Origin of the sequence: Brevibacillus nigriterrae (assembly GCF_049846925.1) — a bacterium.
Lineage (GTDB): Bacteria > Bacillota > Bacilli > Brevibacillales > Brevibacillaceae > Brevibacillus_H.
Window position 1 is genome coordinate 1 of the sequence record NZ_JBNCMT010000066.1, and the last position, 3,602, is coordinate 3,602.

Below are 3,602 nucleotides of genomic sequence, written 5' to 3' on the forward strand. Positions count from 1 at the left end.
GTTGATAGGTTCGGTGTGGAAGTGCGGTAACGCATGGAGCTGACGAATACTAATCGGTCGAGGACTTATCCACGTATTATCCTTAGAAAATTTACCTTTGCGTATCCAGTTTTGAAAGTGCAAATGGAGAGTTACCCAAGAGGCCGAAGGGGACGGTTTGCTAAACCGTTAGTATGCGTAAGTGTAGCGAGGGTTCGAATCCCTCACTCTCCGCCACTTATTTTTTTGTAAATATAGTCATCTATGGCGGTGTAGCTCAGCTGGCTAGAGCGCTCGGTTCATACCCGAAAGGTCGGGGGTTCGACTCCCTCCGCCGCTACCATAGGGGCATAGTTTAAAGGTAGAACGAAGGTCTCCAAAACCTTTGGTGTGGGTTCAATTCCTACTGCCCCTGCCATTAACTTTATATTGCGGCGGTCGTGGCGAAGGGGTTAACGCACCGGATTGTGGCTCCGGCACTCGTGGGTTCAAGTCCCATCGATCGCCCCATTATTATGGGAGTATAGCCAAGTGGTAAGGCACGGGTCTGCAAAACCTTCACCCCCGGTTCAAATCCGGGTACTCCCTCCACAGATTGCGTCCCAGTAGCTCAGTTGGATAGAGCAACGGCCTTCTAAGCCGTGTGTCGGGAGTTCGAATCTCTCCTGGGACGCCACGTTTTTTCTCGAAAAAGAATGTATTTTGTCGATAAGGCTTCTGTAGAAGCTTTTTTTTGTGCGTATGATTGTTTTGACCGTGCAAATTAACGATTTTACTTGACTTTTTAGTTGCTTCGTGGTGATATAAACTAGGGGCAAGAGAAAGCTGATATATAGAGGCTTACTCTCTCGTTCGATACCCGTGAATCGTGAATCTCGAGCCTTTGTAGAGTGGAAGGCTTTTTTTTCTGCTTGTAATTCTTCGTATAGGAATGTTCAATCGTGGGAATGGTGTTAGGGACAGACAAATAATATTTTAAATAGAACGAGTATACTTACGAGTGAACGCAAAAATATGCAAGCAAATGGAAAAAATGAAGAAATTTTTACATTTTCACCACTTTTGACTGATTGCAGGGTCAGTATGATTCGTGTAAACTCCCAAATAGTGAATAGATAAAAAGAAAAAGAAAAAAGCTGTATAACAATACCTATCCACCTCAGGGCGGAATAGGTCGAGGAGAAGAAACAATGAGTGTATTAAAGGGTTTGATTGAGGGGTTATTCATCGGTTTCAGTACAACGGTTGGGGTCATTAGTACCTATCAAACGTTGGTTTCCTGTGGTGGTCTGTTCCGCAAAAACGAAACAGTAACCAGCAAACCAGAGAAAACATTTGCCGTTCTGGTTGCGGCTCACAACGAGAGTGCTGTTATTGCTCCGCTAATAGAAAATCTAAAAAAGCTGGATTATCCACGAGAAATGTACGATATCTTCGTGATCTGTGACAACTGTACGGATAATACGGCAGAGATCGTGAGAGAGCACGGCGCTTATGCTTGTGAACGTTTTGACTCAAGCAAACGTGGAAAAGGCTTCGGCATTGAATGGATGCTTGAGAAATTGTGGGCGATGGAGAAGCAATATGATGCTGTCGTCATGTTTGATGCGGATAACTTGGTGGAGAAAAACTTCCTGACTGTCATGAACGATCGTTTGTGCAAAGGGGCGAAGGTTATCCAAGGTTATCTTGATTCGAAAAATCCGTTTGATTCCTGGATTACGTTGTCTTATGCTGTAACGTACTGGTTTACCAATCGCATGTGGCAATTGGCGCGCCATAACCTGGGCCTTCCTAATACATTGGGTGGTACAGGGCTCTGTATTGAGAGTGATCTCTTAAAAGAGATGGGCTGGGGTGCTACAAGCCTGACAGAGGACCTTGAATTCGCGACTCGCTGTATCGAACGGGGGATTTACCCGACTTGGGCACATGATACAAAGGTGTATGATGAAAAGCCATTGGATCTGAAATCTTCCATGCGTCAACGTTTACGTTGGATGCAGGGTCACTATGATGTAGCTGGCCGTTACATCGGGTCTGTGCTCTTTAACGGTGTCAAACGCATGAAGGTGGGAATGCTGGACGCTGCTTTCTATTTGTTCCAGCCTATGTATGTACTCATGGTAACCATGATGTCCGTACTATTCCTCAGTCGCTTGCTTGACGTAGATGCACTGCCTATCGCATCGATCCTGCCGTCCTGGTTAATCTATACGACTACCGGTTTGTTCTATTTGTTGCCGGTGCTTGCGCTGTATTTAGAAAAGGTTCCGTTAAAAGGGTACCTAGGGTTACTGTTGTTACCCATATTCTTCTTGACGTGGCTTCCCATCTTTTTCTATGCATTTTTCACGAAAAAAAATCAGGTGTGGAGTCATACCTCGCATACACGAGCAATTCGTTTAGAAGAAATGCAATAATTGAACACCGCTTTCGAAAGGAACTACTAGCTAGTTCCTTTTCTTTTTCAAACAGGCCAATGGACAATTTTTTTGATATACTTACAAGATGAGCAAGGCCAGAAAGGAGAACACCATGACGAAATCAATTACGCCGTACTCCACTGACAATACACCATTGTTGTGGGGAGATAAGCGTTACCATACATGGAATTTTCATTTGCGCAGTGTCTTCAACGAAAAAATCTTCAAAGTTCCACTTGATGGAGGGTTTACTTGCCCGAATCGGGATGGTACGGCTGCCATTGGCGGGTGTACCTTCTGCAGCGCTCGGGGATCAGGAGACTTCGCAGGCGACCGTCGAATGGAGCTGGAGAAGCAGTTCCACGATGTAAAAGAAAGAATGCATGAGAAATGGCCATCAGCCAAGTACATTGGCTTTTTTCAAGCCTTCAGCAACACTTATGCACCTGTTGAAGAACTTCGTGAAATGTTTGAACTTATTTTGCAGCAGGAGGATGTGGTAGGGCTATCGATTGCCACTCGTCCTGATTGCTTGCCAGACGATGTTGTGGAGTATCTTGCTGAACTGAATGAGCGGACGTATTTGTGGGTTGAACTAGGCCTGCAAACGGTGCACGAACGCACATCCCTGCTTATTAATCGTGGTCATGATTATCAGACGTATCTGGATGGAGTAGAAAAGCTGAGAAAGCATAATATTCGAGTCTGCTCACACATTATCTACGGCTTGCCGCTTGAAACGTATGATGATATGATGGAGACCGCCAAAGCAGTTGCTAAACTCGATGTGCAGGGCATCAAAATTCATCTACTGCACTTGTTGAAGAAGACGCCAATGGTGAAGCAGTATGAAGAAGGCTTACTTGAGTTTATGACCCAGGACGAGTACACCAAGCTGGTTGTAGATACATTGGAAATTCTTCCGCCTGAGATGATTGTCCATCGTATTACGGGTGACGGACCTCCAGATATTTTGATTGGTCCGATGTGGAGCCGCAAAAAATGGGAAGTGCTCAATGGAATTGACGCCGAACTGAAACAAAGAAATACATGGCAGGGAAGGCTCTGGACACCTTATTCGGTTGTGAGCACTATGCCTTAATAAAAGCCAAGGAACCCAACGCATGTACGCTGGGTTCCTTTTACTTTTTCTTTAACAGCCTTCTGGCACGAGAGGGGTAGTTGGTAATGATTCCA

At 45.1% G+C, this 3,602-nt stretch carries 2 protein-coding genes and 6 tRNA genes; all 8 read left to right on the forward strand.

Features of this window, described 5'->3' with window-relative positions; translation table 11 throughout:
- Nucleotides 1-125: 125 nt before the first annotated feature.
- The 8 genes from ACPW7N_RS26385 (at nucleotide 126) to mnmL (ending at nucleotide 3,507) form a co-directional block, all read left to right on the forward strand.
- Nucleotides 126-216: transfer RNA gene (locus ACPW7N_RS26385), tRNA-Ser, on the forward strand.
- Nucleotides 217-245: 29 nt separating this feature from the next.
- Nucleotides 246-322, forward strand: a tRNA-Met gene (locus ACPW7N_RS26390).
- Between the two features lies 1 nt (nucleotide 323).
- Nucleotides 324-397, forward strand: a tRNA-Trp gene (locus ACPW7N_RS26395).
- A gap of 16 nt (nucleotides 398-413) precedes the next feature.
- Nucleotides 414-489: transfer RNA gene (locus ACPW7N_RS26400), tRNA-His, on the forward strand.
- A gap of 7 nt (nucleotides 490-496) precedes the next feature.
- Nucleotides 497-570, forward strand: a tRNA-Cys gene (locus ACPW7N_RS26405).
- A gap of 8 nt (nucleotides 571-578) precedes the next feature.
- A tRNA-Arg gene (locus ACPW7N_RS26410) sits at nucleotides 579-655 on the forward strand.
- A 514-nt stretch (nucleotides 656-1,169) separates the two neighbouring features.
- Nucleotides 1,170-2,402 carry a glycosyltransferase family 2 protein gene (locus tag ACPW7N_RS26415; protein ID WP_425654855.1) on the forward strand — a complete coding sequence of 411 codons (1,233 nt, stop codon included), beginning with the start codon at nucleotides 1,170-1,172 and terminating at the stop codon, nucleotides 2,400-2,402.
- A 115-nt stretch (nucleotides 2,403-2,517) separates the two neighbouring features.
- Nucleotides 2,518-3,507: a tRNA modification radical SAM protein MnmL/YtqA gene (gene mnmL / locus ACPW7N_RS26420; RefSeq protein ID WP_425654856.1), complete on the forward strand. Its 990-nt coding sequence runs from the start codon at nucleotides 2,518-2,520 to the stop codon at nucleotides 3,505-3,507.
- The last annotated feature ends 95 nt before the right edge of the window (nucleotides 3,508-3,602 follow it).

What these genes read in the sequence shown, in the direction of transcription:
- ACPW7N_RS26415 (WP_425654855.1), top strand. Translation starts at nt 1,170, where the DNA reads ATGAGTGTATTAAAGGGTTTGATTGAGGGGTTATTCATCGGTTTCAGT.
- mnmL (WP_425654856.1), top strand. Translation starts at nt 2,518, where the DNA reads ATGACGAAATCAATTACGCCGTACTCCACTGACAATACACCATTGTTG.